The sequence below is a fragment of the Bradyrhizobium sp. CCGB01 genome (assembly GCF_024199795.1).
Classification (GTDB): Bacteria; Pseudomonadota; Alphaproteobacteria; order Rhizobiales; family Xanthobacteraceae; genus Bradyrhizobium.
The window spans coordinates 8,562,774-8,587,626 of the sequence record NZ_JANADK010000001.1; the positions used below are offsets into that span (position 1 = coordinate 8,562,774).

At 65.0% G+C, this 24,853-nt stretch carries 19 protein-coding genes and 1 tRNA gene; 13 read left to right on the forward strand and 7 right to left on the reverse strand.

The window, feature by feature from the left end:
* Positions 1 to 4 precede the first annotated feature (4 nt).
* Both NLM25_RS40310 and NLM25_RS40315 read left to right on the forward strand, forming a co-directional pair.
* A complete protein-coding gene (locus NLM25_RS40310; protein ID WP_254140598.1) occupies positions 5 to 805 on the forward strand; it encodes a shikimate dehydrogenase in 801 nt (266 codons plus the stop codon).
* Positions 806 to 982: 177 nt separating this feature from the next.
* Entirely contained in the window at positions 983 to 1,450 is a 468-nt protein-coding gene (locus NLM25_RS40315) for an NUDIX hydrolase (RefSeq protein WP_254140599.1), read from the forward strand.
* A 12-nt stretch (positions 1,451 to 1,462) separates the two neighbouring features.
* Here the strand turns inward: NLM25_RS40315 and NLM25_RS40320 are convergent, their stop codons facing one another.
* Positions 1,463 to 1,708 carry a hypothetical protein gene (locus NLM25_RS40320; RefSeq protein ID WP_254140600.1) on the reverse strand — a complete coding sequence of 82 codons (246 nt, stop codon included), beginning with the start codon at positions 1,706 to 1,708 and terminating at the stop codon, positions 1,463 to 1,465.
* A gap of 487 nt (positions 1,709 to 2,195) precedes the next feature.
* On the opposite strand from NLM25_RS40320, the gene NLM25_RS40325 reads away from it, so the two are divergent.
* The gene (locus tag NLM25_RS40325; RefSeq protein WP_254140601.1) at positions 2,196 to 3,485 is read left to right on the forward strand and encodes a heme-binding protein; all 1,290 of its coding nucleotides are present in this window, start codon (positions 2,196 to 2,198) and stop codon (positions 3,483 to 3,485) included.
* 160 nt (positions 3,486 to 3,645) lie between these two features.
* The gene (locus tag NLM25_RS40330) at positions 3,646 to 4,170 is read left to right on the forward strand and encodes a DUF4440 domain-containing protein (RefSeq protein ID WP_254140602.1); all 525 of its coding nucleotides are present in this window, start codon (positions 3,646 to 3,648) and stop codon (positions 4,168 to 4,170) included.
* Positions 4,171 to 4,348: 178 nt separating this feature from the next.
* Here NLM25_RS40330 and NLM25_RS40335 read toward each other — a convergent pair.
* Both NLM25_RS40335 and cpdR read right to left on the reverse strand, forming a co-directional pair.
* Positions 4,349 to 4,423: transfer RNA gene (locus tag NLM25_RS40335), tRNA-Val, on the reverse strand.
* 70 nt (positions 4,424 to 4,493) lie between these two features.
* Positions 4,494 to 4,853 (reverse strand): cell cycle two-component system response regulator CpdR, encoded by a 360-nt coding sequence (gene cpdR, locus NLM25_RS40340; RefSeq protein WP_007597092.1) that lies wholly within the window; start codon positions 4,851 to 4,853, stop codon positions 4,494 to 4,496.
* Positions 4,854 to 5,207: 354 nt separating this feature from the next.
* Here cpdR and NLM25_RS40345 point away from each other — a divergent pair, with 354 nt between their 5' ends.
* From NLM25_RS40345 to NLM25_RS40355, 3 genes are all read left to right on the forward strand, one after another.
* Positions 5,208 to 6,098 (forward strand): N-formylglutamate amidohydrolase, encoded by an 891-nt coding sequence (locus NLM25_RS40345; RefSeq protein WP_254123438.1) that lies wholly within the window; start codon positions 5,208 to 5,210, stop codon positions 6,096 to 6,098.
* Positions 6,099 to 6,624: 526 nt separating this feature from the next.
* Positions 6,625 to 7,407, forward strand: coding sequence for a histidinol-phosphatase (gene hisN, locus NLM25_RS40350; RefSeq protein ID WP_254123439.1), 783 nt, complete (start codon positions 6,625 to 6,627; stop codon positions 7,405 to 7,407).
* Between the two features lie 18 nt (positions 7,408 to 7,425).
* On the forward strand, positions 7,426 to 8,391 hold the full coding sequence (locus NLM25_RS40355; RefSeq protein ID WP_254140603.1) for a tripartite tricarboxylate transporter substrate binding protein: 966 nt from the start codon (positions 7,426 to 7,428) through the stop codon (positions 8,389 to 8,391).
* A gap of 226 nt (positions 8,392 to 8,617) precedes the next feature.
* On the opposite strand, the gene NLM25_RS40360 is transcribed toward NLM25_RS40355, so the two are convergent.
* On the reverse strand, positions 8,618 to 9,508 hold the full coding sequence (locus tag NLM25_RS40360; protein ID WP_254140604.1) for a LysR substrate-binding domain-containing protein: 891 nt from the start codon (positions 9,506 to 9,508) through the stop codon (positions 8,618 to 8,620).
* Between the two features lie 90 nt (positions 9,509 to 9,598).
* Here NLM25_RS40360 and NLM25_RS40365 point away from each other — a divergent pair, with 90 nt between their 5' ends.
* Positions 9,599 to 10,351 (forward strand): sulfite exporter TauE/SafE family protein, encoded by a 753-nt coding sequence (locus NLM25_RS40365; protein WP_254140605.1) that lies wholly within the window; start codon positions 9,599 to 9,601, stop codon positions 10,349 to 10,351.
* 151 nt (positions 10,352 to 10,502) lie between these two features.
* Here the strand turns inward: NLM25_RS40365 and NLM25_RS40370 are convergent, their stop codons facing one another.
* Entirely contained in the window at positions 10,503 to 11,135 is a 633-nt protein-coding gene (locus NLM25_RS40370; RefSeq protein ID WP_254140606.1) for a LysE family translocator, read from the reverse strand.
* 213 nt (positions 11,136 to 11,348) lie between these two features.
* Between NLM25_RS40370 and NLM25_RS40375 the strand changes: the two genes are divergently transcribed.
* The gene (locus NLM25_RS40375) at positions 11,349 to 13,145 is read left to right on the forward strand and encodes an adenylate/guanylate cyclase domain-containing protein (protein WP_254123444.1); all 1,797 of its coding nucleotides are present in this window, start codon (positions 11,349 to 11,351) and stop codon (positions 13,143 to 13,145) included.
* 198 nt (positions 13,146 to 13,343) lie between these two features.
* On the forward strand, positions 13,344 to 16,112 hold the full coding sequence (locus tag NLM25_RS40380; RefSeq protein ID WP_254140607.1) for a di-heme-cytochrome C peroxidase: 2,769 nt from the start codon (positions 13,344 to 13,346) through the stop codon (positions 16,110 to 16,112).
* Between the two features lie 42 nt (positions 16,113 to 16,154).
* Here the strand turns inward: NLM25_RS40380 and NLM25_RS40385 are convergent, their stop codons facing one another.
* Positions 16,155 to 17,102, reverse strand: a complete 948-nt coding sequence (locus NLM25_RS40385) for an alpha/beta fold hydrolase (protein WP_254123446.1) — start codon at positions 17,100 to 17,102, stop codon at positions 16,155 to 16,157.
* 205 nt (positions 17,103 to 17,307) lie between these two features.
* Between NLM25_RS40385 and NLM25_RS40390 the strand changes: the two genes are divergently transcribed.
* Positions 17,308 to 17,769, forward strand: coding sequence for an Hsp20 family protein (locus tag NLM25_RS40390; RefSeq protein ID WP_254123447.1), 462 nt, complete (start codon positions 17,308 to 17,310; stop codon positions 17,767 to 17,769).
* A gap of 152 nt (positions 17,770 to 17,921) precedes the next feature.
* The gene (locus NLM25_RS40395) at positions 17,922 to 18,692 is read left to right on the forward strand and encodes an alpha/beta fold hydrolase (RefSeq protein ID WP_254140608.1); all 771 of its coding nucleotides are present in this window, start codon (positions 17,922 to 17,924) and stop codon (positions 18,690 to 18,692) included.
* Between the two features lie 155 nt (positions 18,693 to 18,847).
* Here NLM25_RS40395 and NLM25_RS40400 read toward each other — a convergent pair whose 3' ends face one another.
* Positions 18,848 to 19,618 carry a hypothetical protein gene (locus tag NLM25_RS40400; protein WP_254140609.1) on the reverse strand — a complete coding sequence of 257 codons (771 nt, stop codon included), beginning with the start codon at positions 19,616 to 19,618 and terminating at the stop codon, positions 18,848 to 18,850.
* A gap of 493 nt (positions 19,619 to 20,111) precedes the next feature.
* Here NLM25_RS40400 and gltB point away from each other — a divergent pair, with 493 nt between their 5' ends.
* A complete protein-coding gene (gene gltB, locus NLM25_RS40405; RefSeq protein WP_254140610.1) occupies positions 20,112 to 24,845 on the forward strand; it encodes a glutamate synthase large subunit in 4,734 nt (1,577 codons plus the stop codon).
* Positions 24,846 to 24,853: the final 8 nt, after the last annotated feature.

Consider the following 24,853-nt stretch of genomic DNA (forward strand, 5'->3'; position numbering starts at 1 on the left):
CGTCATGAAGCTTCCGACCGGCGCATCGCGCACCGTCTTCATCTTCGCCCACCCTGCCGGCCATGTCGCCGCGCCGCGCTACTACACGCCCTACTTCGAGGAACAGGGCCTCGACTGGCACATGGTGCCGATGGACATCGCGCCGAAGCATCTCGCCGAGACGATCCGCGCGCTGGCGAAATCGCCGAGCACCGCCGGCTTCAACCTGACCATGCCGCACAAGCCCGCCGCTTTCGAGCTGTGCGATGAGGTGGGCCCGGCCGCAAAATTCGAGGGCGTGGTCAACACCATCCGCATCGAAGCCGGCGGCAAACTCGTCGGCGAGTCCTTCGACGGCGGCGGCTTTCTGAACGCTGCGCGTGAAGCCAGCATTTTCGATCCCGAGCGCCGTACCGTCGTAATCGGTGCAGGCGGCGCCGGACGCGCGATCTGCCATGCGCTGGCGGCGGCCGGCTTGAAGCGCTTGCGTATCCTCAACGAGGTGCCCGGTCCGGTCGAAGCCCTCGCAGCGAAGCTGCGCGGGCAATTTCCCGATCTCGATGTCGACCTCGCGGAGCGCTTCGACGACATCGGTTTGTGCGTCAATGCCACCTCGCTCGGCCTGCACGCAACCGACCCATTGCCGATGGACCCGGCCAGGCTGCCTGGGGATTGCGCAGTGTTCGACATCATCGCCGCGCGGCGCACCGGCTTCATGGAAGCCTGCGCGGCGCGGGGCCTGAAGGTCATCGACGGTGTCGCGATGATCCGACACCAGTTGCCGCTGCAGACGGCGTTCTGGCGGGCAGCATCCCCACCGCACTGAGCCGCGAGCGCTTCCACATCATCATTGCGAGTGCAGCGAAGCAATCCAGAATCTTTCCGCGGCGGCGATCTGGATTGCTTCGCTGGACTCGCAATGACGGAGCAAGGGTACTGTCGTCGTTCTCGAACTCACTCCACCTGCATTGCGCCATCGCGCAAAGCCGACTAACGATCCCCCATGACCACATGGCGCCCTCACCCTCACATCCGCGTCGTCGCACTCGGCCTGCACTGGCGGGACGGGCGGCTGCTCGCGGCCGAGGTGCGCGACGATGCAGGACGGATCAAGGGCGTGCGGCCGCTCGGGGGCGAGATCGAGTTCGGCGAAGGCTGGCGAGCGGCGCTGGTGCGGGAGTTTTTCGAAGAGCTCGGCATCGACATCACCATCACAAGCGAGCCGCTGGTGATAGAGAACATTTTTGTGCACGAGGGAGCCACCGGACACGAGGTGATGTTCATCGCGGAGGTCGCGTTACCGGACGGCGCGTTCAGCGGCCAGGACCGCATCGATTTCCGCGAGGATAACGGGGAGCAGATCGTCGCCCGCTGGTTCGACCTCGCCGACCTCGACGTCGAGGGCAGTCCAAGCCTCTATCCGACCGGACTGAAGGATGTGCTGCTCGGGCGGAAGACCAAGTCCACCTGACAGGCGCGCTGGCTACCACACCTCGGCGCCCGGGATTTTCTTGCGCACCGCCATGCGCTGGATCCAGATGCAACGGCGCACGGACCTGTTGGAGCGGCCGACGGCGGATATCCCCTCGCCGGCTTGCAGCAACGGCGCCACGTTCTGCCGCAGCGCACGGCAGCGCTGGAGCTCGGCCTGCCAGTCGATGATCGCTGCATCGGCGCGCGACACCATCAGCGCCAAAATCGCCACGGCAAGACAGCTCACTCGCGTCATCCGCATTCCCTCATTGTGCTGTTGCAACTCTTTGGCCTTGTGAGATGGACCACATTTGCGACCATCTCAAGGTTGTATACTCGCACAGCATAAATCGAAAGCCGGGGGCGGCAGGCGCCCGCAATCCATTTTTGACCATCTCATTTTCGAGCACGGAGCAGAAGGAGGCAATGCTTCGCTCAGGTCGCGGCACTCGCTCGTTTCTCGACCGGGCACCTGCCGGAACCATAAGTTGAACATCACGATCGATGCACGCAGGTCCGTTCAGCCTGTGGTCCGGTCGCCGACGTAAGGCCGCTCGATGTTCATCAGCGGGCACGCGCGCATCAGCGCGCGCGAACGACGTGTCATGCCCGGCACAGGGCGGACTCGCGAGACGCAATAGCGCAAGGCGCCAGAGCAAGGCGCAAGAGAAGGACTCATCTGCCCGGACAGCCGGCCCGGAGGAACGCCGACATCGACAGTTGCAGCATCACGAGGGATCACCATGGACGAGCCCAAGCCACTCACCAGTGCATTCACGAAGACCGCGAACTTCTCCATCCACGAGGTCGACGAGGTGTTCAGGGATGCCGCACAGCCCGCCGCCGCCCGAGCCGCGCGTCCGCCGATCACCTTGCCGCCCATCCTCGGTCCGCTGTCGGCCTTCACGGGCACCTTCACCGGACAGGGGTTCAATACGATCTTCCGGCCCGACAGCAAGATCACGCCGACGCCGATGCCGGGGCCGATCAACACCACCGACCCGGACGACAACGTGCTGGAGCTGAATCTCACCGACGAGACGATGTCGTTCTCGAACAATCTCGGCTCGATCCCCAATCGCGGTTCGCTGCAGCAGGCAGATGCCTTCCTCAACGGCGTGCCGTATCTCCAGACCATCAACGACGTCACCACCGGAACGCCCGTGGGCATTCACTTCGAACCCGGCATCTGGCTGGCGGTGCCGGCCACCACCCATCCGAACGAGCCGTTCACTGTTGCGCGCATGGCATCGATCCCGCACGGCACGACGATCGTCGCGCAAGGCACGGCGCTGCCGCCGGTCGCCGGCAAGCCGACCATCGCGGCGATCGACATCACGCCGTTCATCGGAGGCAATCCGGCCAACAAGATCCCGTTCCAGAACCAGACTGCGACCAACCAGACCACGCGCAGGCTGCCGCAGGATCTGACCGCGCTGATCGCCTCCGGCAAGCTCACCCAGGCCATGATCACCGATCCGAACACGGTGCTGCGCAACCAGATCGCGCATCAGACCATCACCCAGACCATCGTCATCGAGACCTCGACGAAGCCCGGCTCGCCGCTGTCCGACGGACCCTTGCCGGCCATCCCCTCGCCGGGACCTCATCCGACCGCGCCGAGCTTCGCCGGCGGCACCGCGAACATCGCGTTCCTTCAGGGCTTGCCCGTTCCTCCGCCCGGCGGCAATGGCGCCAACGCCAACGCCTTCCAGATGGACGCGGTATTCTGGATCGAGACGGTGGTTTACGACATCGACGTGCCGGCTTTGCCGCCGGGAACGCCGCCGGTGATCCTGCAACCGCGCCAGAAGAGCAACGTGCCGCTGGTTCCGAGCTTCGTCGCCGCGATCCCGTTCGTGCCCAACAAGGGCTTCAAGGGCGGGCACATCAAGGTGGCGACGACGCAGATCCAGTACTCGCAAAAGGTCATGCTGGATTTCGCCGGCCTGACCTGGCCGCACGTTTCGGTGGCATCCCTGGTGCCGGCTGCGCCGGTGCCGATCCCGGATCATCTGCTGCCGCTGACGTGATGCGGATAGCGGTGTGACGACGATGCGCCACGTTCCGCGGCATCGGACATGGGCTGAACCAACGCATCCGTGATGCAACGGTGACCGCCGCTCGCGCGATCCTGAAAAGCCGGCGAGGTGATCTATGGCATGATCATTGTCATCCAAAACAGAGATGAACATGCCCCCTTCCAAGCTGTCTCGAGGCTCCATCAGGCTACGACGATTTGCACAAGGCCCTCGTGCTGCGACGGTTACCGCAGCACTGTTTCTCTCGGCGACGGCCTGGTCACCCGGACCTGTGCTGGCCGCGGCAGATGATGCGGAGGCGCGAACCATCTTCGAGAAGTTCATTGCCGCGCAGAATGCGCACAACGCGGACGATGTGAAAGCCATGCTGTGGAATTCGCCGGGCACGCTGTTGTTCGCGAGAGGCATCGAAACCAGAGGTCGCGATGCGGTCGCCGACCGCTTCAGGGGCTATTACGAGGGCACCTGGCACCTCGAACCCGACATGTCGAAATTCCACGTCGCCGTGATCTCGAACGAGGTCATGCAGGTCCTCGTTCCCATCGTCTTCACGCGCGGCCTTCCCGGCAAGCCACCCCAGCAGAATACGTTTCTGATCAGCCAGACCTACGTGCGGGATGCGAACGGCTGGTCCGTCGCCTCCGTCCTGCCGGTCGCGAACACGGAACTGAAATAGCCGGGATCATTGAGGGGGCGGCGCCGGCTGGGGACGGCCACTGTTTACAGCGGTCGGCAGGCCGGGATGGTCGACTGAGAGGAGCGAGACGCTCTAGTCCGTCTACGCTCTTCGAGCTACGCCGGACACGCTTCGCCCGATGCTCTTGGCTGTGCCACGCGAAGCCGGAGGCGAAGCGTGGTGGGCGCGACAGGGATCGAACCTGTGACCCCTACCATGTCAAGGTAGTGCTCTCCCGCTGAGCTACGCGCCCTAGATGTCGTATCGGGTCGGGTCCCTATAACGGCTCAGGGGAGCCGGTGCAAGGACCGAAGGGGGCCGATTTAGGCCGCCAGCATCTTGTTCACTTCGCTGACCAATTCGCGCAGGTGCACAGGCTTGGACAGCACCTTGGCGTTCTTGGGGGCGTCCGAATCCGAGTTCAGGGCGACCGCGGCGAAGCCGGTGATGAACATGATCTTGATGTCGGGGTCGAGTTCCGAAGCCCGGCGGGCGAGCTCGATGCCGTCCATTTCCGGCATCACGATGTCGGTCAGCAGCATCTCGAACGGCTCTTCACGCAACCGCTGATAGGCGGCCATGCCGTTATCGTGGGACGAGACCTGAAAACCGGCGTTTTCCAGCGCCTTCACCAGGAAACGGCGCATGTCGTTGTCGTCTTCGGCGAGCAGGATCTTTGGCATGGCAGGAAACGTCGAATCCCCAGAGGATATCAGCAGAGGTCACTAAGCCCGACAGAGGGTAAATTTGTGGTGAAAATCTTTACCCCGGGAGGGCCGCGCTCCTGCACTCTTGTGAACCCGAATGCGGATCGAATCAATCGAGCCGAACGGGCGTGTCCCCGCCTCCCTGCCCGCAGGGTTAAGACATGTTCCAGCGACGATCACATCTTTTCGCTTGGCAGAATGGTTGCGATTCCGGACAATGAGGACACATAAGAGCCGCTCGATCGGCCGAATCATTCGATCCGGAGCCCATGCCGGATCCCTGCGGCGCCGAGGGATGAAGCCTGAGAGTAAGGGACGAAGCCTGAGAAGATGACCCGGTTTGACGGCGAGGTGTCGCCAGCGTTCGAGATCGTGGAGCCCGCGCAATGGCGCGCGCCGGTTATCTTCAACTCGCCCCATTCCGGCTCGACCTATCCGGACGAATTTCTGGCGGCCTCGCGGATCGACCTGCCGCAGCTGCGGCGGTCCGAAGATTCCTTCATGGACGAGCTGATCGGCCATCTGAGCGAGCGCGGCTTTCCGACCGTGCGGGTCAACTTTCCCCGCTCCTATGTCGACGTCAATCGCGAGCCCTATGAGCTCGATCCCCGCATGTTCACCGGGCGCCTGCCGAGCTTTGCCAACACCCGCTCGATGCGGGTCGCCGGCGGCCTCGGCACCATTCCGCGCGTGGTCGGCGATGGCCAGGAGATCTACCGCGACCGCATCCTGGTCGACGATGCGCTGGCGCGGATCGAGACGCTCTACAAGCCCTATCATCGCGCGCTGCGCCGGTTGATCAACAAGGTGCACCAGATGTTCGGCACCGTGGTGCTGGTCGACTGCCACTCGATGCCCTCGGTCGGCGTCAGCAGAGACGAGCCACGACGGCCCGATGTCGTGATCGGCGACCGCTACGGCACGAGCTGCACGCCGCTGCTCCCCGACAGGGTCGAGGAGACCATGACGGGGCTCGGCTATTCGATCGGCCGCAACAAGCCCTATGCCGGCGGCTTCATCACCGAGCATTACGGCAACCCCGCGAGCGGGCTGCACGCTGTGCAGCTCGAGCTCAACCGCGCGATCTACATGGACGAGCGGCGGCGCGAGCGCGGTCCGCGCTTTGCGCAAGTGGCAAGCGACTTCGGCGTACTCGCCGACGTGCTGGCGACCACGATCCCGTTCGGCGATCTCGGCCCGTTCCAGGCCGCGGCGGAATAGACGGAAGCTTTTCTTCGAACGCTCGTGTCGTCTGCGATTGGCGCGAACGCGTTTTCGCTTCGCGTCCCAGCGCGCGGCAAAATGAAAACAGAGGCGCCAAGAAAAAAGGGCCGCTTCTGATGAAGAAGCGGCCCAAGTCTAGGGAGGAAACGCCCAAGGAGGGCAGCGGTAACGCAAAGCGCTACCGCACCGCAACAATATGCGGCCGCGCCGCACAAAGTGCAAGGGCTTTTGAGCGGTTTCCCATGCAAATCGGACATGGCTCAGTTGCTTATAAAGAAACCCAGATTCAGTTTCTTTGATAAGGAAATTCAATGGGTTGATTGTCATTTGCATACGAACAAGGCATGTTCGGAACTAAGTTTTCAACTCTGTGATCGATATTTGGCCAGCAGATGACTGGGATGGGGCAGCCGGCTTCGGCATCCAAAATACCAGGGTGCAAATCAAGACAGCGCTGCACGCGAGCGACGAATTGGGTTAGGCAGGAGCGAGCTTCATCCGCCTTTCGCTTTGAGGATACGCCGTGACGGTGATCGACTTCTCCGCCTTCATCGGACGGCTCGCCACCGCGTCCGGCGAAACCATCCTGCCGCTCTTCCGCACCTCGCTGTCGATCGACGACAAGGGCAAGGCCAGGGATTTCGACCCCGTGACGGAGGCCGACCGTGCCGCCGAGGCGGTGATGCGGCGGCTGATCAAGGCCAGCTTCCCCCAGCACGGCATCGTCGGCGAGGAATTCGGCAATGAGCGCGAGGACGCCGACTATGTCTGGGTGCTCGACCCCATCGACGGCACGAAATCCTTCATCGGCGGCTTTCCGATCTGGGGCACGCTGATCGCGCTGCTGCACAAGGGTTCGCCGGTGTACGGCATGATGCACCAACCCTTCATCGGCGAGCGCTTTTCCGGCGATAACGGCTCGGCGAATTACAAAGGCCCCTCCGGCGAGCGCCGGCTCCAGGTCCGCCGCTGCGCCTCGCTCTCGGAGGCGACGACCTACACCACCAGCCCGCTGCTGATGAACGAGCGCGACCGCGCCATTTTCGGCCGCATCGAAACCGGCGCGCGGCTGTCGCGCTATGGCGGCGACTGCTACTCCTATTGCATGCTGGCGGCCGGTCACGTCGATCTCGTGGTCGAGACCGAGCTGAAGCCTTACGATATCGCGGCGCTGATCCCGATCGTGACCGGCGCCGGCGGCGTCGTCACCACCTGGGAAGGCAAGCCCGCGCAAGGCGGCGGCCGCATCATCGCGGCCGGCGATCCGCGCGTACACGAAGAAGCACTGAAACTGCTCAACGCATAGGCGCCCCAAGGAGCCTGCATGAAAAACTGGCCTAAGCTCCTCCTCGCCATCCTGTTGCTGTTTCCAACGCTCGCCTTCGCCCAGAATTTTCCAACAAAGCCGATCAAGCTGATCGTGCCGTTCCCGGCCGGCGGGCCCAACGACATCATCGCCCGCGTGATCGGCCAGCGCATGTCGGAGCTGTCAGGGCAGCCGGTGTTGATCGACAATCGCGGCGGCCAGGGCGGCGTGCTCGGCACCGACGCGGTCTCGAAGGCGCCGCCTGACGGCTACACTATCGCCATCTCCAGCGCCGGCGCGCTCGCGATCAGCCCGAGCATGGAGCGGGTCGCCTACGACACCTCGAGCGACCTCACGCCGGTGACGCTGGTTGCGACCGTGCCGGAAATGCTCGTCGTCGCCACCAATGTGGAGGCTAAAAGCATCGGCGAGCTGATCGCGCTGGCCAAGGCGCAGCCGGGAAAACTCAACTTCGCCTCCTCCGGCCCCGGCAGCCTGCCGCATCTCGCCGGCGAATTGTTCAAGCTCACGGCGAAGATCGACATCGTGCACGTGCCCTATCGCGGCGCTGCGCCTGCGGTGAACGATCTGCTTGGCCAGCAGGTGCAGATGACGTTCCTGGATCTCCCTGTGCTGCTGCCGCAGGTCAAGGCCGGCGCGCTGCGGCCGATCGCGGTCGGCTCGGCCGAGCGCGCACCGACCGCGCCTGACGTCCCCACGCTTTCGGAAGGGGGTTTTCCCGACCTGCGCGTCGAGAACTGGTACGGCATGGTGGCGCCGAAGGGCACGCCGAAGGAGATCGTCACCGCGCTGCATGGCCTCGCCACCAAGGCGATGGCGGATCCCGCGGTGAAAGAAAAGCTCGCCGCGCAAGGCGCGACGCTGATCGGTGACGAGCCGGAGCATTTTCGCGCGTTCATCGCGGACGAGACGAAGAAGTGGGCGAAGGTGATCAAGGACGCTGGCGTCGAGACGGCGAAGTAGCGCGCAATAAGCAAACCGCCTCACCACGACGGGTGCGTTCCCTCCCCCCTTGCGGGGGAGGGTTAGGGAGAGGGGTTCACACGGGGACTCCATCGATCGCACGAAGAACCTTCGCAACAATCACACCTTTTGCTGGGCTACCCCTCTCCCCCGCCCTCCCCCGCAAGGGGGGAGGGAGCGCAGTTGTGCTCGCGGCCACAGTGCGGGCTCACATCAACACGCACGCTCACACCGCTTCCGCTCGCAAATGCTCCACCAGCATCTTGGCCGGCCGCGGCAGTGCCTTGAAGCTGCGTGCGCAGATCACGAGCTTGCGGTTGGCCCAGGCATCGCGCAGGCGGACCGTGGCGAGCGGCATCAGCTTGGCGCAGCGGCGGGCGGCGGAGATCGGGACCAGGGCGATGCCGACGTCGGCGGCGACCATCTGGCAGATCGCGTCGAAGTCGCGCAGGCGCGCACGGTAATGCGGGCGCATGCCGAGCCGGGCGGCGTGCTTCGAAATGTGCATCTGGAGCGCGGTGGCGCTGGTGAGCCCGACGAAGTCGCAGGCGCTCGTCTCCTGAAAATCGATCTGGCGGCGGCCCGCGAACGGGCCGCGCCGCGACGTCACCAATGTCAGATGATCCTCGCTGAAGACGAAGCGCTCGATATGGTCGGGCAGCGCGTGTTCGGCGGCGAAGCCGAGATCGGCGGCACCGGCGGTGATCGCGGCTGCAATATCTGTGCTCTCGCGCTCCTCGATGTCGATCGCGACGTCGCGATGCTCGCGCAGGAAGCCCGCCAGCGCCTTCGGCAGATGCTCCGACAGCCCCGACGTGTTGACGAGAAAATGCACGCTCGCGCGCACGCCGCTGGCAAAGCCGGCGAGATCGCCGCGCATGGCGTCGATCTGGTGAATGACGACCCTCGCATGATCGAGCAGGCTCTCGCCCGCCGCGGTCAACTCCACGCCGCGCCGCCCGCGCTTGAGCAGCGCGACGCCGAGCGCATCCTCGAGCCCTTTGATGCGCGCGCTGGCCGAGGCCAGGGCCAGATGCGACCGCTCGGCGCCGCGGGTGATGCTGCGCTGGTCGGCGACGGCGATGAAGAGCTGGAGGTCGACGAGGTCGAAGCGCATGGCAGGTCTCCGCAGCCTTCGTATCTGACGAAGGCTTTCTCCGTAACCTCCAGATTGTGCCCGCGCGCGGCTTCGGTCAATGTGCGAGATATGATCGACCCGCTGCTCATCCTCATCGCCGCCGTCTTCCTGATCGCCGGATTCGTCAAGGGCGTGGTCGGACTCGGCCTGCCGACCGTGTCCATGGGCCTGCTCGCGGTGAGCATGGCGCCCAGCCGCGCGATCGCCATCGTCATCGTGCCCGCCATCGTCACCAACATCTGGCAGACCTTCGCCGGCCCCTATCTGCGCGACATCCTGAGGCGGCTGTGGCCGCTGATGATCGGCACCGTGATCGGATGCTGGCTCAACGCCGGCGCGCTGACCGGCCCGCACGCGCGCTACGGCACGATCGTGCTCGGAATCCTCCTGGTGATCTACGCCATCATCGGGCTGAGCAAGTTCAAGTTCCACGTCTCGCCGCCAAACGAGAAATGGGTCGGCGGCGTGGTCGGTGTGGTCACCGGCATGATCTCGGCCTCGACCGGCGTGCAGGTGATCCCGTCGATGCCGTTCATGCAGGCGATCGGCATGGAGAAGGACGAGCTGGTGCAGGCGCTCGGCGTCTTCTTCACGACCGCGACGCTGGCGCTCGCCTTCAACCTGACCGCTGGCGGATTGCTGACGCCGGCCAATGCCGTGCCGGGCGCAGTGGGCATGGCCATGGCCTTTGCCGGCATGTTCATCGGCCAGTCGGTGCGGGCGCGGATGCCGGCGGAAGCGTTTCGCCGCTGGTTCCTGATCGCGATGATCCTGCTCGGCCTCTATCTCGCCGGCAGCGCGCTGCTGAAGGAGTTCACCTGAAGAATCGTAGGGTGGGTTAGCCCAGCGGACTGCGCGAAGCGCAGGCCGCTGGGCGTAACCCACCTCTTCTGCCTCTGCGGATACGAACAGTGGTGGGTTACGCCTTCGGCTAACCCACCCTACGCAGCCTCGTGTCATTCGTTCGAACGAGTTACCGCGTCTCCAGCATGGCGACGCGGATGCCGAGATAGACGAAGAGGCCGCCGAGTGCGCGGTTGACCCAGGCGATCGCGCCCTCGGAGCGCCGCAGGCGGTGCGCGGCCTTGGCTGCGAACGCCGCCAGCACCAGGCACCACAGCGTCCCCGTAAAGATGAAGATCAGGCCGAGCGTCAGGAAGGCGAGCGGCTTCTGCGGTGAATCGGCTGCGACGAATTGCGGCAGGAAGGCCAGGAAGAACAGCGCGACCTTGGGATTGAGCGCGTTGGTGAAGACGCCCTGGAGGAAAACCCGCCGCAGCGAGCTCCGCGCCGGCTCATCGATGGCTGAGGCCAGCACCGGGCGTGACCACAGCATCTGAAGTCCGGTTACGACGAGGTAGGCCGCGCCGACCAGCTTCAGGATCGAGAAGGCAGTCGATGAGGCCATCAGCAGGGCCGAAAGGCCGATCGCCGCGCCCGCGACGTGGAAAAAGCAGCCGCAACTGATGCCGAGCGCCGCTGCGGCACCACCTCGCCAGCCCATCTGCATGCTGCGGCCGATCACATAGACCGTGTCAGGCCCCGGCGTGATGTTGAGCAGTATGCCCGACAGGATGAAGAGCCAGATTTCGTGAATGCCCAGCATGTGAGGTGTCCCCGTCAGCCCTGAAAGGCGGGCTTATTCGGTTCGGCCGCCGCCGTCCACCGCCAGGATTGCAGAGAATTTACCTAGAATTTGCAATGCGGATCATACTTTCGCTCGGCCTCATCTGCTTTATAAAGGCAGGGTTCTTGAAATGCGGGATTCGAGGCGACTGCCACGCCGTGGCCGGTCATCGATCCCTTGGAGCTCCGGGATATGGAAAGACGCCTGGCCGCCATCGTCTGCGCCGATGTCGCCGGCTATTCGCGCATGATGGGCAGCGACGAGGCCGGCACCCATGCCGCCTTCAAGGCCCATCGCAGCGCGATCCATCCCATCATCCTCAACCACGGCGGCCGCGTCGTCAAAAACACCGGCGACGGCTTTCTGCTCGAGTTCGCGAGCATCGTCGGCGCCGCCGAGGCTGCGATCGCCATGCAGACGCTGATGGCGGAGCGCAACCATCACCTGCCTGCCGAGCGCGCCATGCAGTTTCGCCTCGGCATCCACATGGGCGACGTCATCGCCGACGAGGACGAGGTATTCGGTGACGATGTCAACATTGCCGTCCGCCTCGAATCCGTGGCGAGCCCCGGCGGCTTCGCCATCTCGGCCAAGGCTTACCGGGAGGCAAGCAAGCACCTGACCGTGCCGCTGGTCGATGCCGGCAACCATCGCTTCAAGAACATCAAGGATGCGGTCGGGGTCTGGACCTGGACGCCCGAGGGCGCACCGGCGCTCGCGCCCGAGCTGAGGGAGGCCTCGGCCCTGTCGCAGCAGTACCGCACGGCGATCGTCGGTGTGCTGCCCTTCGCCAATCTCAGCGACGCCCAGGACGAATATTTTTCCGACGGCCTCACCGAGGATCTGATCCACGCGCTGTCGCTGCAATCCTTCTATCGCGTGCTGAGCCGCAACTCGACCTTCGCCTTCAAGGGCAACAATGTCAGCACGCGCCTGATCGCGCGCGAGATCGACGCCACCTATCTGATCCAGGGATCGGTGCGGCGCGCCGGAGCCAAGATCCGCGTCACCGCCGAGCTGATCGCGCCGGAGACCGGCGAGCAGCTCTGGACCGGGCGCTACGACCGCGACATCGGCGACCTGTTCGCGATGCAGGACGAGATCACCACCAATTTGTCCGCCGCCATCGCCACCGAGATCGTCCGTGCCGAGGCCTCGGCGCCGGCGCGGCTCTCCACCGACGTCAGCGCCTGGGACCGCTTCCTCAAGGGGCTGTCGCACTACTACCGGCAGACCAAGGAGGATTTGGCCACCGCCGTCGACCTGTTCCGGGAAGCCATCAGGCTCGACCCCAAGCTGTCGATCGCGCACGCCTATCTTGCCACGATCCAGATCCAGAGCATCCAGTTCGGATGGGTCAAGGGCACGCGCGAGATGTGGGCCGAGGCGATGAACCTCGCCGAGACCAGCGTTCGGCTCGACCCGCGCTCCTCCTTCGCGTTCTCGATCCTGTCCTGGGCGCATGCGATGGAGGGACACTACGAGGCCGCGATGGACGCCGCCAAGCGCGCCGTCGCGCTCAACCCCTACGACATGGGCGCGCGCGGCGTGCTCGGCATCTGCCATTTCGTCACCGGCGAGCACCGCGAGGCGATCGAGATGTTCTCGATGGCCTCGCAGCGCGACAACAGCGACCCACGCTACCAATGGGCCGCGCTGAACGCCTTCAGCCATTATCTGCTGAGGCAATACGACGCGACGCTGTCATGGGCCCGCGAGCAGCTCTACATCAACCCGAACCACATGCAGGCGCTGGCGATCCGCGCCGCGGCGCTGGCACAGTTGCGCCGGGACGACGAGGCGGCCGAGGCCGCCGGCGTGCTCATGCGCAACTACCCGACCCTGAATGTCGACCGTCACTTGCGCAATTTCCACTGGAAGCGGCCCGAGGACCTCGCCCATTACCGCGAGGGGCTTCTGAATGCGGGCGTGCCGCTGGGCAAGCTGACCCTGGTCCAGAGCGACGTCAAACGCGCCGCCGAGTCCTGACAGGCGGTCGCCGGCCCTCCAACGGTTCTTCTCGGTCCTCCAGGCAACCTCGCGCCGGCTTTTATTGACACGACAGTGAATTCGGCCACACTTCGCTACACGCTGAAGTAGTATAACCTGCTGTCGGTTTGTTAGGACTTTCCGCGCTTGATCGGCGCGTCTGCATTTCACGATTCGCTGTTTTCAGGAATTTGGGCCATGAACGACCCCGCCTCGAAGCCCCCCTTCGATCCCTCGATCCAGGTCTCGCCAGACAATCCCTGCCCCTTCCTGCGCGGCCTCGTCGGCGAAGGTTTTGTCGACGGCGGCACCGTCCCGATCGGCAAGCTATCGGAGACGATCGCGAATGCCAGCGGCGACAAGGGGCTGATGAAGACGGTGGCCCGCGTCGAGACCCGCGGCATCGCACTCATCGCCAACGGCTTCGGTCACATCCTGAAGAGCATGTTTTCGGGGGCACAGCTCGATGCCCTGCGCGGCGGCCCCCTGGACAAGCACGGCGCCGGTTCGCGAATCCTCAGCGTCGACGGCAAGGTCGATGAGGACCAGATCGCCCGCCTGGCCAGCTTCGGCAGGGCCTATTCCGATCCGAACGGCGGCGGCACCGAGCCCGGCATCAACGCGTCGGAAATACAGACCTACATGCGCGACAACCTCAAGCGCGCCGGGAGCGCCGTGCGCTGGTATTACCCGATATTGATGCAATTCGAATGGCCCATCCTGCTGAAGATCATGGGCAAGGGCGAGGGCGAGAACCGCTATCTCGCCATCGCCGACGTGCGCACGCTGTTCAACGAGCGCCAGTTTCCTGCGCGCATCAACCAGCGGGTCGTGTCGCAGCCGGTGCTGTCGACCTGCCAGCGCGTGGTGCGGGGCGCCCTCAAGCTTGCGGCCCTGCTGATCGCCTTCGGCCTTCTCGCCCTCGTCGCGGTCGCCGAATTCCCCAACCAGGTCCGCGCCATGCTGCCGCAGAAGGGGATCCTCGTGAATCTTCTGCCGCCGCCCTTGCCCACGGTCCCCGAGACGACGGCCGCCTTCTGGCTCGAGCAGAACTGGTCGCTGAAGGACCGGCACTGGTTCCACCATGCCAGCCAGGGCACCGCGACCTTTCCGGTGCCCTATGAGTGGTTCATGGCGCTGGAGCAGCCGCGCCTGCATCTGTTCTCGCGGCCGGGCATGATGAAGGACAGCTCCTATCTCGAGAGCTTCGGCTTCATCCCGAGCCCGCAATCGATCCAGACCGACGCGACGACGCTGCGCCGCTTCGGCTACGCCAATGTCTACGAGACGACACAGGTGCCGGACTGGTCGACGAGGTGGACCCCCGCCGAGAACGTCGACGGCCTGCCGGTCGGCTTCGCGCGCATGACCGGCGTCGTCGATCCCGCGACGGGCCATCGCGAACAGGACAAGATCGGGCTGACTTGCGCGGCCTGCCATACCGGCCAGATCCATTACCAGGGCATCGACGTCCGCTTCGACGGCGGCCCGGCCATGACCGACCTGAAGAAGCTCGAGCTCTCCACCGGCCTGTCGATCGCCTACACGCTGTACGTCCCGTTCCGCTTCCAGCGCTTCGCCGATCGCGTGCTCGGGCCCGAAGCCAGCAAGACGGACCGCGACGCGCTCAAGCAGAAGCTCAGCGCGATCGGCAAATTCCTGATCGACTGGCAGGAGAAGTACAACGAGACGATCGAGCACAAGCAGACCTGGGACGGCAAGCAGCAGAAGGATACCGAGGAAGGGTTCGGCCGCCTCGACGCCCTCAACCGCATCGGCAACCAGGTGTTCTCGCAGGATCTCGCGCTCAGCGGGGTCAAGGGATTTGAGAAGAACCTGCACGCCCAGGACGCGCCGGTCAGCTTCCCCGCGATCTGGACCGTGCCGTGGTTCAAGTTCGCCCAATATGATGCCTCGATCGAGCAGCCGCTGATCCGCAACGCCGGCGAAGCCCTCGGCGTCACCGCGCTGCTCAACCTGTCCGACGCCTATCCGGAGGACAGGCTTTGGCGCTCCACGGTTCACATCAGGACGCTCGGCTGGATCGAGGACATGCTCAGGGGTCCCGATCCGTTCAAGCCGGCCGATCCCTCCGCCGATCCGAAATTCGGCGGCCTGCTGGCACCGCAATGGCCCTCGCAGATCCTCGGCGACGCATGGAGGATCGATCCGAAGAAGGTCGACAATGGCCGCAAGATCTACGCCGAGATGTGCTCTGGATGCCATTTGCCGGCCGTCAACACCAAGGCCTTCTGGTCCTCGGGACATTGGGAGCCGAGCGGCGACAGCAAGGTCCTGAACGCGGTGACGATCCCTCTCGACGAGATCAAGACGGATCCCGAACAGTCGCTCGTGCTCGGCAAGAGGATCGTCGACGTGCCGGGCTTCCTGAAGGTGAATACCGCGGACCTCCAGACCTGGTGGCAATGCGACATCCCGACCAAGAGCTCGCCGACCGAGATGGTCTACGCGCTCGGCCTCATGACGGTGGTCGATCTCGTCGCCCGCAAATGGATGGACGACGAGAAGGTCCCGGACGCCGAGCGGGCGAAGCTGTGGAATATGGCGCGCAAGAACTGTCTCAATCCGGCGCCCGAGCCGCGCTACCGGGCGCGCCCGCTGAACGGCATCTGGGCGACCGCGCCCTATCTGCACAACGGTTCGGTGCCTTCGCTCTACTGGCTGCTCAAGCCGCAGAACGAACGCCCGCAAAAATTCTGCATGGGCCGCCGCGACTATGATCCCGTGACCGTCGGCTTCGCGGTCACCGCCGACGAGCGCTGCAAGACGGGCGAAACGCAGTTCTCAATGACCGGCTCCGACGGCAAGCCGGTGCAGGGCAACAGCGTGCTCGGCCATTCCTTCGAGCGCAAGGAAGGCGAACCGAAACGCCCCGGCGTGATCGGCCGCGTGTTCAAGGACGACAACGAGCGCTACGAGCTGATCGAGTATCTGAAGACGTTGTAGCGCGCCGAATCGCCATGGTCCGCGCGATCAAGCGCGCAACCTTCACTTGAACAGCGGCGTGCCCGGCACGAAGGCGTCGAAGGCGGCCCAGAACTGGGAGCGGTAGCGGTCCTGCTCCTGGAGGATTTCGTGCTTGGCGCCGGCGATCACGAGATGGGAGCCGGCACGCAAATGATAGGCGAACTCCTCGATCGCCGCGGTCGAGACCACGGTGTCGCTGGAGGCCGCCAGCATCAGGATCGGCTGACGGATCTCGGAGGGGTAGTTCACGCCCTTGAAGGTGTTGATGGCGCGGAAGGCGGTATCGGCCCAGGCGATCGTCGGTGACGCGAGCCCGAGCGTCGGATCCTCCTCCAGGATCGCAGCATTGCGCGCGTAGCGCACGGGATCGCTGGTCAGAGGGTTGTTGATGAAGGGATTGAGCCCGGTGATGCGGTCAGTGCCGCCGGGAACATAGCGGCCGCCCTGCCCCAGCAGGCGCATCGTCCTGAGCAGCATCCGCGCCGGAAACGAGGTGGCGCGGCCGGGCAGATCGATCATCGGCGCGGACAGCACCATGCGGTCGAACCAGCGCTTGCCGGCATGCGCGATCCGCAACATCACGGTGCCGCCCATGGAGTGCGCGAGTGCGAAGAACGGCGGCGGACAATCCGGCAGCACCACCTGCTGCACGAAGGTCTCGACGTCGATCTCGAAATCGGAGAAGTCGCGCACATAGCCCTTGCGCGGATCGCGCAGGCGGCGCGAGGAGTGGCCCTGCCCGCGCCAGTCGATCATCGCCACCGCAAAGCCGCGGTCGCGCAAATCGCGCACGGTCTCGAAATATTTCTCGATCTGCTCGCTGCGTCCGGTGAAGACGCAAACCGTGCCCTTGCGGTTCGCCGGCGGCGCCCAGCGCGCAAAGCGCAGCTCGACGCCATCGGGGGTCTTGATGGTGCCGCTGACGACGTCTTCGGGTACGGGATTGGACGGGATTGAGACCAGCGTCATGGGCGGGAAGTACTGCAAATCAAGGGGCTAAAGCGCCGAAAAGGCGCGAATGCCGCCCTCTTGAACGCCGTCTCGCTCCACCCATATCATTTTCGTGCAGGCCGCTACCAGTGTTTCGGAACCGGAACATCAGGCTGCACACAGACTAAAGCCCGGCCCGATTGGCGGGCGGGTTACCAACAGTCGCTCAATGGAGGACTTGACCATGCGTACCTACGATCTCACCCCGTTCTACCGTTCCACCGTCGGCTTCGACCGCCTCTTCAACCTGCTCGACCAGGCCGGTTCGGACGGCAGCCCCGGTTATCCCCCCTACAACATCGAGCGTACCGGCGAGAACGCCTACCGCATCACAGTTGCGGTCTCGGGCTTCGCCAAGGACGAGCTCTCCATCGTCGCGAAGGAAAACACGCTGACGATCAAGGGCGAGAAAGTCGCCAACGAGAACTCGAAGTCCGAAGTGCTCTACCGCGGCATCGCCGCGCGTGCCTTCGAGCGCGCCTTCCAGCTTGCCGACTTCGTGCAGGTGAAGGACGCCTCGCTCGAGAACGGGCTGCTTCATGTCGACCTCGTACGCGAGATTCCCGAAGCCAAGAAGCCGCGCCAGATCGCGATCAACACCAGCGCGCCGAAGGCGCAGGTGATCGAGAGCTCGGTCGCCGCCTAGGCACGCACGCCACTTCCAGGTTGGGAAAACGCCCCGGTGCCCCGGGGCGTTTTTTCGTTTTGCACTGCATCACAGAACGGTGAGGACCGTAACGCCGCGACTTCACGCTCCGTCCTTTGGGCATCGAACCCAAAACAAGACGGAGAACGATCATGTCACTTTGGCGCAGCCTTTTCGTCGCCGCGAGCCTGCTGGCGGCCCCCATCAGCCTCGCTCACGCGCAGACACCGCAAACGGTGAAAGCGAAGAACGTCGTGCTGGTGCACGGCGCCTGGGCCGACGGCTCGAGCTGGTCCGAGGTGATCCCGATCCTCCAGGCCGCAGGCCTGCATGTGACCGCCGTGCAGAATCCGCTGTCGTCGCTGGCGGACTCCGTCGAGGCCACCAAGCGCGCGCTGGCCGAGCAGGATGGACCGACCGTGCTGGTCGCGCATTCCTGGGGCGGCACCGTGATCAGCCAGGTCGGCAACGATCCGAAAGTCACCGGCCTCGTCTATGTCGCCGCCCGCGCGCCCGATGCGAACGAGGATTTTGTGGCACTGTCGAAGCAATTCCCGACGGGGCCAGTGCGCGCCGGCATTGTCGAGCGCGACGGCTACACAAAACTGTCGGAAGACGCCTTCCTGAAGTATTTCGCCAATGGCGTCGCTCCGGAACGCGCGAAGGAGCTCTACGCGGTGCAATGGCCGACGGCAGCCTCGATCTTCGCCGGCCGCACCACGGAAGCGGCATGGCATTCCAAGCCGAGCTGGTACGCGGTGTCGAAGAAAGACGACACCATCAATCCGGATTTCGAGCGCTTCCTCGCCAAGCGCATGAACGCAACCACGGTCGAGCTCGATGCCGGCCACCTCTCGCTGGTGTCGCATCCGAAGGACGTGGCGAATTTGATCCTGGACGCCGCGGGGTATCCGCGGAGCTGAGGCGAGCGCTGTAACAGAAAGGCGCTCGAGGTCGTCGGGCGCTTTTTGTTTTGCTCAGCTCTCCCCCCGGCCGTCGTCCCTGCGAACGCAGGGACGACCGCGTGTGTATGGTTCGTGGTTCGCCCTTCACAGCGAGCCGCGTCAAACCCGCAGCGCTAGTCGAGCCCCTGCGCCGCCGGCATGTCCTGCGTCGGCATGATGGTCGGAGCCGGCTTGGCCTGGCCAACGGTTGGCGCCGTGGGTTGCGGTGCTGCCTCGACTGGCTTCGGCTGCACGGCGGCGGTCTGCTGCTGTGGTGCTTGCGCCTGCTGCGTCGCGGGCTCGGCCGGCTTGGCCGCGGCAACCGGCGCCTCGCCACGCCGCGGGGCGGCCTTGGGCAGCGGCACGGTGCGGCTGGCCACATGCGGAATCGCGGCCGGCGGACGCGGCGGGCCGCTGCGGACCATGGTCGGCGGCGGCAGCGCGCTTTGCGGGCGGTAAGGTGCAACCGCCGGCGCCTCATAGGAGGGCGCCATGCCGAAGGCATCGGCGGACGGCATGAAACGGATAATCCGGCCATCGCGAGCATCGATCACGAGCCGACCGTCGTCGCCGCGGTGGTCGATCACCGCGATGGTGTAGACGCTGCCGCGCAGGCGCGGGATGCCGAGCGGCGAGAAGCCGTTTTCGCGCAGCACCGCGTAGACCTCGATCGACGGCAGCAGCGCCGGGCCCGGACCGCGCTCCTCGTAGCCATAGCCGTAACCGTAGCCTTGGCCGTAACGCGGCGGCGGTGGCGGCGCGACGTCCGGCGGTGCGTAGGGACCGTCGAAATCAGACACCGCGACGACCCCGCCTGCGGGAACTTGTGCAAGAACCGGCGCCGGCATCGCGGTTGCGGCCAGCGCCAGCGTGGCAGCAGCCACACATCCTGTGAAAAACTTCATGGTCGACACGCTCCTGTCAGGCCCCCGAACGTCTCGCGCTCTTTCGCTTCTTGCGGCGTGGCGCGCCTTTCGAAGGGCTGATCCGAAGCTTCATTCGGGATTTCGGCGTCGGCAGGGCCGGATCAGGGCACGTTTGCTTCAAAACCGGGGCCGCGCAACTTTCGAAAAGCGATTGATTGACATATCGGGAATCGGGACTTCCGCGCGCTTGTGTGATAGACAAAAATTTGGCAAGGTGTTGTTTAGGACAGGAAGACTGTCTCAATTTTGCTTGCGATTCCGGCACAGGGATTGCAGCAAAAACTGGCACTTTCGAGCGCCGGCAAGGTACCAGGCAAAGCCGTTCTCGGGGACGAAGAACGCCTAGGCCTGAATTTAAGAAAATGCGGCTCGCTAGCGGACGAGCGGTGACCCAGAGGCGGGTGCCGCGGAACGCCCAAGGTGCGCCGAAGAGAGCGGTGAGGCAGCTTGCCGCATGGAGAGGATTGGAACAATGAACGGGTCGCAATTCGAGCGCGCAAACATCGTGGCAGAAGAGCTGTCGGCGACGGTCGCCTCGAAAACGACCGATCCGATTCAGGAACACAATTCGCGCCCGCCGGCCGTTGGTCTTTACGATCCGAGCCTGGAGAAGGATTCCTGCGGCGTCGGCTTCATTGCCAACATTAAGGGCAAGAAGTCCCACGAGATCGTCGCGGACGCGCTCAACATCCTCTGCAACCTCGAGCATCGCGGCGCCGTCGGCGCCGACCCGCGCGCCGGTGACGGTGCCGGCATCCTGGTGCAGATCCCGCACGCCTTCTTCAGCCGCAAAGCGAAGGAGCTCGGCTTCGCGCTGCCCAATCCCGGTGAATACGCCATCGGCGCGCTGTTCCTGCCGCGCGACACCGCCTGGCGCAACGTCATCAAGAGCATCATCGCCGACCAGATCAAGGAAGAGGGCCTGACCCTGCTCGGCTGGCGCGACGTGCCGACCGACAATTCCTCGCTCGGCGTCACCGTGAAGCCGACCGAGCCCGCCTGCATGCAGGTCTTCATCGGCCGCAACGGCACCGCCAAGACCGAAGACGAATTCGAGCGCCGGCTCTACATCCTGCGCAAGTCGATCTCGCAGGCGATCTACCAGCGCCGCGACCGCGGCCTTGCGGGCTATTACCCCTGCTCGATGTCCTGCCGCACCGTGATCTATAAGGGCATGTTCCTCGCCGACCAGCTCGGCAAGTACTATCCCGATTTGCATGAGGCGGACTTCGAGAGCGCGCTGGCGCTGGTGCATCAGCGCTTCTCGACCAACACCTTCCCGGCGTGGTCGCTGGCGCACCCCTACCGCATGATCGCGCATAACGGCGAGATCAACACGCTGCGCGGCAACACCAACTGGATGGCCGCGCGCCAGGCTTCGGTGAGCTCCGAGCTCTACGGCAAGGACATCAACCGGCTCTGGCCGATCTCCTACGAGGGACAGTCGGACACCGCCTGCTTCGACAACGCGCTCGAATTCCTGGTGCAGGGCGGCTACTCGCTGCCGCACGCCGTCATGATGATGATTCCGGAGGCCTGGGCCGGCAATCCCCTGATGGATGAGAAGCGCCGCGCCTTCTACGAATATCATGCCGCGCTGATGGAGCCGTGGGACGGCCCCGCCGCGATCGCCTTCACCGACGGCCGCCAGATCGGCGCCACTCTCGACCGCAACGGATTGCGGCCGGCGCGCTATCTCGTGACCAGGGACGACCGCATCGTCATGGCGTCCGAGATGGGCGTGCTGACGATCCCCGAGGACCAGATCATCACCAAGTGGCGCTTGCAGCCCGGCAAGATGCTGCTGGTCGACCTCGAGCAGGGCCGTCTGATCCCGGACGACGAGATCAAGGCCGAGCTCGCCCGCAGCCATCCCTACAAGGAGTGGCTGGAGCGGACCCAGATCGTGCTGGAAGAGCTGCCGAAGGTGCCGACCACCGGCGTGCGCTCCAACCTGTCGCTGCTCGATCGCCAGCAGGCGTTCGGCTACAGCCAGGAAGACATCTCCATCCTGATGACGCCGATGGCCTCCACCGGTGAGGAAGCCGCGGGCTCGATGGGCAACGACACGCCGATCTCGGCGCTGTCGGACAAGGCCAAGCCGCTCTTCACCTACTTCAAGCAGAACTTCGCGCAGGTCACCAACCCGCCGATCGATCCGATCCGCGAGGAGCTGGTGATGAGCCTCGTCTCCATCATCGGACCGCGGCCGAACCTGTTCGACCTGCAGGGCCTCGCCACCACCAAGCGCCTCGAAGCGCGCCAGCCGATCCTGACCGACGCGGATCTCGAAAAGATCCGCTCGATCTCGGACGTCGCCGAATCCCACTTCAAGTCGCGCACGCTGGACACCACCTTCCACGCCGGTCTCGGCGCGGCCGGCATGGACCAGGTGCTCGACGAGCTTTGCGCGCGTGCGGAAAGCGCGGTGCGCGAGGGCGTCAACATCATCATCCTGTCCGACCGCATGGTCGGCACCGACCGGGTGCCGATCCCGGCACTGCTCGCCTGCGCCGCCGTGCATCATCATCTGATCCGCGTCGGCCTGCGCACCTCGGTCGGCCTCGTCGTCGAATCCGGCGAGCCGCGCGAAGTGCATCACTTCGCCTGCCTCGCCGGCTACGGCGCGGAGGCGATCAATCCTTACCTCGCGTTCGAGACCATCATCGCGATGAAGGACCGCCTGCCCGGCTCGCTCGACGACTACGAGATCGTCAAGCGCTACATCAAGTCGATCGGCAAAGGCCTTCTGAAGGTGATGTCCAAGATGGGCATCTCGACCTACCAGTCCTATTGCGGCGCGCAGATCTTCGACGCGGTCGGCCTCAAGGCCGATTTCGTCGGAAAGTTCTTCGCCGGCACGCACACCCGCGTCGAGGGCGTGGGTCTCGCCGAGATCGCGGAAGAAGCCGTGCGCCGTCATTCCGACGCGTTCGGCGAGGCTCAGGTCTACAAGACCGCGCTCGACGTCGGCGGCGAATATGCCTATCGCAGCCGCGGTGAGGACCATGCCTGGACCGCCGAGTCCGTGGGGCTGCTCCAGCACGCCGCCCGCGGCAACTCGCAGGAGCGCTATCGCGCCTTCGCAAAGATCCTCAACGAGCAGTCGGAGCGCCTGCTGACGCTGCGCGGCCTGTTCCGGATCAAGAACGCGGACGAAGAGAAGCGCAAGCCGGTGCCGCTCGACCAGGTCGAGCCGGCCAAGGACATCGTCAAGCGTTTCGCCACCGGTGCGATGAGCTTCGGCTCGATCTCGCGCGAGGCGCACACCACGCTCGCGATCGCCATGAACCGGATCGGCGGCAAGTCGAACACCGGCGAAGGCGGCGAGGAGGCCGATCGCTTCAAGCCGATGCCGAACGGCGATTCCATGCGCTCGGCGATCAAGCAGGTCGCCTCGGGCCGCTTCGGCGTCACCACGGAGTATCTCGTCAACTCCGACATGATGCAGATCAAGATGGCGCAGGGTGCCAAGCCCGGCGAAGGCGGCCAGCTGCCCGGCCACAAGGTCGACGCGACCATCGCAAAAGTCCGGCACTCGACGCCGGGCGTCGGCCTGATCTCGCCGCCGCCGCATCACGACATCTACTCGATCGAGGATCTGGCGCAGCTCATCTACGACCTCAAGAACGTCAACCCGACGGGCGACGTCTCGGTCAAGCTCGTCTCCGAGATCGGCGTCGGTACCGTGGCCGCCGGCGTCGCCAAGGCGCGCGCCGACCATGTCACCATCGCGGGCTTCGAGGGCGGCACCGGCGCTTCGCCGCTGACCTCGATCAAGCACGCCGGCTCGCCGTGGGAGATCGGCCTCGCCGAAACCCACCAGACGCTGGTGCGCGAGCGGCTGCGCAGCCGCATCGTGGTCCAGGTCGACGGCGGCTTCCGCACCGGCCGTGACGTCGTGATCGGCGCACTTCTCGGCGCCGACGAGTTCGGCTTCGCCACCGCACCGCTGATCGCGGCCGGCTGCATCATGATGCGCAAGTGCCACCTCAACACCTGCCCGGTCGGCGTCGCGACGCAGGACCCGGTGCTGCGCAAGCGCTTCACCGGCCAGCCCGAACACGTGATCAACTACTTCTTCTTCGTCGCCGAGGAAGTCCGCGAGATCATGGCGAGCCTCGGCTTCCGCACCTTCAACGAGATGGTCGGCCAGGTTCAGCTGCTCGACCAGACCAGGCTGGTCGCGCACTGGAAGGCCAAGGGCCTCGATTTCTCGAAGCTGTTCGTCAAGCAGAAGGAAGAGAAGGGCCAGAAGATCTATCACTCCGAGCGCCAGAACCATCATCTGGAAGCCGTGCTCGACCGCACGCTGATCGAGAAGGCAACGCCCGCGCTCGACCGCGGCGCGCCGGTGAAGATCGAGGCCAGGATCAACAGCACCAACCGCTCCGCGGGTGCGATGCTGTCGGGTGCGGTCGCCAAGATCTACGGCCATGCCGGCCTGCCGCACGACACCATCCATGTCGGGCTCAAGGGCACCGCGGGCCAGGCGTTCGGCGCGTGGCTGGCGCAAGGCGTCACCTTCGAGCTCGAAGGTGAGGCCAACGACTATGTCGGCAAGGGCCTCTCGGGCGGCAAGATCATCGTCAAGCCCCCCGCCAACAGCGGCATCGTGCCGGAAGAGAGCATCATCGTCGGCAACACCGTGATGTACGGCGCCATCCAGGGCGAGTGCTACTTCCGCGGCGTCGCCGGCGAGCGTTTCGCCGTGCGCAACTCGGGTGCGGTCGCGGTCGTCGAAGGCGCCGGCGATCATTGCTGCGAATACATGACCGGCGGCATCGTGGTCGTGCTCGGCAAGACCGGGCGTAACTTCGCGGCCGGCATGTCCGGCGGCATCGCCTATGTGCTCGACGAGACCGGTGGCTTCGACAGGCTGTGCAACATGGCGATGGTCGAGCTCGAGCCGGTGCTGTCGGAAGAGCTGATCAATGCCGGCACCTATCACCACACCGGTGACCTCGAGGCGCACGGCCGGGTCGACGTGTTCAAGGACCTGCTCGACTCCGATGTCGAGCGCCTGCACGTCCTGATCACGCGCCACGCCAAGGCGACCGGCTCCAGGCGCGCAGCCGAGATCCTCGCCAACTGGAAGGACTGGCTGCCCAAATTCCGCAAGGTGATGCCGGTCGAGTACCGGCGCGCGCTGCGCGAGATGGCCGCCAACGCGGACGCCGAGCCGAAAATCGCGATCGGGGCGTAAATAAAAGA

Bases quoted from the DNA above. Each gene is read 5' to 3' on its own strand.
- gltB (WP_254140610.1), top strand. From the start codon at position 20,112: ATGAACGGGTCGCAATTCGAGCGCGCAAACATCGTGGCAGAAGAGCTG.
- NLM25_RS40355 (WP_254140603.1), top strand. From the start codon at position 7,426: ATGAAAAACTGGCCTAAGCTCCTCCTCGCCATCCTGTTGCTGTTTCCA.
- NLM25_RS40330 (WP_254140602.1), top strand. From the start codon at position 3,646: ATGCCCCCTTCCAAGCTGTCTCGAGGCTCCATCAGGCTACGACGATTT.
- NLM25_RS40390 (WP_254123447.1), top strand. From the start codon at position 17,308: ATGCGTACCTACGATCTCACCCCGTTCTACCGTTCCACCGTCGGCTTC.
- NLM25_RS40385 (WP_254123446.1), bottom strand. From the start codon at position 17,102: ATGACGCTGGTCTCAATCCCGTCCAATCCCGTACCCGAAGACGTCGTC.
- cpdR (WP_007597092.1), bottom strand. From the start codon at position 4,853: ATGCCAAAGATCCTGCTCGCCGAAGACGACAACGACATGCGCCGTTTC.
- NLM25_RS40320 (WP_254140600.1), bottom strand. From the start codon at position 1,708: ATGACGCGAGTGAGCTGTCTTGCCGTGGCGATTTTGGCGCTGATGGTG.
- NLM25_RS40380 (WP_254140607.1), top strand. From the start codon at position 13,344: ATGAACGACCCCGCCTCGAAGCCCCCCTTCGATCCCTCGATCCAGGTC.
- NLM25_RS40400 (WP_254140609.1), bottom strand. From the start codon at position 19,618: ATGAAGTTTTTCACAGGATGTGTGGCTGCTGCCACGCTGGCGCTGGCC.
- NLM25_RS40365 (WP_254140605.1), top strand. From the start codon at position 9,599: ATGATCGACCCGCTGCTCATCCTCATCGCCGCCGTCTTCCTGATCGCC.
- NLM25_RS40375 (WP_254123444.1), top strand. From the start codon at position 11,349: ATGGAAAGACGCCTGGCCGCCATCGTCTGCGCCGATGTCGCCGGCTAT.
- NLM25_RS40315 (WP_254140599.1), top strand. From the start codon at position 983: ATGACCACATGGCGCCCTCACCCTCACATCCGCGTCGTCGCACTCGGC.
- NLM25_RS40345 (WP_254123438.1), top strand. From the start codon at position 5,208: ATGACCCGGTTTGACGGCGAGGTGTCGCCAGCGTTCGAGATCGTGGAG.
- NLM25_RS40370 (WP_254140606.1), bottom strand. From the start codon at position 11,135: ATGCTGGGCATTCACGAAATCTGGCTCTTCATCCTGTCGGGCATACTG.
- NLM25_RS40360 (WP_254140604.1), bottom strand. From the start codon at position 9,508: ATGCGCTTCGACCTCGTCGACCTCCAGCTCTTCATCGCCGTCGCCGAC.
- NLM25_RS40395 (WP_254140608.1), top strand. From the start codon at position 17,922: ATGTCACTTTGGCGCAGCCTTTTCGTCGCCGCGAGCCTGCTGGCGGCC.
- NLM25_RS40310 (WP_254140598.1), top strand. From the start codon at position 5: ATGAAGCTTCCGACCGGCGCATCGCGCACCGTCTTCATCTTCGCCCAC.
- NLM25_RS40325 (WP_254140601.1), top strand. From the start codon at position 2,196: ATGGACGAGCCCAAGCCACTCACCAGTGCATTCACGAAGACCGCGAAC.